The organism is Paraburkholderia lacunae, from assembly GCF_003353175.1.
GTDB lineage: Bacteria > Pseudomonadota > Gammaproteobacteria > Burkholderiales > Burkholderiaceae > Paraburkholderia > Paraburkholderia lacunae.
Genome location: NZ_QHKS01000092.1, coordinates 1 through 1,306, shown reverse-complemented (window position 1 = coordinate 1,306; position 1,306 = coordinate 1). Strand labels below are relative to the sequence as shown.

Annotated in this window: 1 protein-coding gene and 1 pseudogene; both read left to right on the top strand. The window is 59.2% G+C overall.

Annotation, left to right across the window (positions count from 1 at the left end; all coding sequences use genetic code 11):
* Positions 1-198 (top strand): annotated as a pseudogene (locus DLM46_RS40000) (tyrosine-type recombinase/integrase); the annotation flags it as partial.
* Positions 195-1,193, top strand: a complete 999-nt coding sequence (locus DLM46_RS38870; protein ID WP_115110410.1) for a tyrosine-type recombinase/integrase — start codon at positions 195-197, stop codon at positions 1,191-1,193. The pseudogene DLM46_RS40000 and the gene DLM46_RS38870, both read left to right, overlap by 4 nt.
* The last annotated feature ends 113 nt before the right edge of the window (positions 1,194-1,306 follow it).

Here is a 1,306-nt window from a genome sequence, read left to right as displayed (position 1 = left end):
CACACGTTTGCCGTCGAGCGACTGACGCAATGGTGCCTGGAGGGGGCACCAGTCCAGCAATGGATACCGAATCTGTCGGTTTATCTGGGACATGTCAGTCCCGTGGAAACGTACTGGTACCTGACCGCGACGCCAGCGCTCCTGCTGACCGCGGCGACGGCGTTTCGGGAATACGCCAGCCTGGGAGAAGCGAAATGAAGACCACCACCATGATCGGCCCACTGCTGCAGGGCTTCTTCGTCGAGCATCTGCTTGCCCATAAACACGTCAGCCCGCAGACTGTTTCGAGTTACCGAGACACGTTTCGCATGTTGCTTCAGTTTGTTCGGGATCGAACGCACACCGAGCCATCGTCATTGCGCGTGGCCGCGCTGGATGCGCCGACCATTCTGTCGTTTCTCGATCATCTGGAATTTGCGCGACACAACTCAGCTCGCTCGCGCAACGTCAGGCTTGCGGCGATCCGCAGTTTCTTCCGATGGGTTGCGCTATGCGATCCCGAGCTGGCTGGGCTGGCTACGCGCATTCTCGCGATACCCACGAAGCGAACCGATCGACGACTTGTACAGTCGCTCAGCCGCGCTGAAGTCGATGCCGTGCTTGCGGCGCCCGACCGGTCCCAATGGCGCGGACGCCGTGATCATGCATTGCTGCTGACGCTGTATAACACCGGAGCCCGTGTTTCCGAAATCACGGCGCTTCAGCAGGCGCAGGTCCAGTTCGGCAGCAGCTCGGTCATCAATCTGAAGGGGAAAGGCCGTAAGGAGCGAAGCATCCCATTGTGGTCAAACACCGCTCAAATCCTGAAGGCATGGTTCCATGAACTGGAGGGTACCCACACGTCGATTGCGTTTCCCAGCTACCGTGGCCGGCAGCTATCGCGTAACGGTGTTGACTACATCCTGCAGCAGGCCATCAGCCGGGCCAGCTCGCATTGCCCAAGTCTGACGGGCAAGCAAATTTCTCCGCATGTCGTGAGGCACACGACCGCCGCACATTTGCTGCAGGCTGGCATCGACATCAGCATCATCGCCCTCTGGCTCGGCCACGAGAGTATCGAGACCACGCACATCTATATTGACGCCGACCTGGCAACAAAGGAGCGGGCCCTCGAGAAGCTGGCGCCCACAGACGCAACTTCACTTCGGTTCAAGCCGGCCGACAGCGTACTTGCCTTCCTGCAACAGCTCTGATTATCTATAGTTGGTCCGCCGGTGACCCCGAGACATCCGATCGTCGGCGGGCGAGCTGGATATAACCCGGAACTGTGTCTAAAAGCGCTTATCCTCTGCAGAGCATAAGCGCT

Bases quoted from the DNA above. Each gene is read 5' to 3' on its own strand.
- DLM46_RS38870 (WP_115110410.1), top strand. From the start codon at position 195: ATGAAGACCACCACCATGATCGGCCCACTGCTGCAGGGCTTCTTCGTC.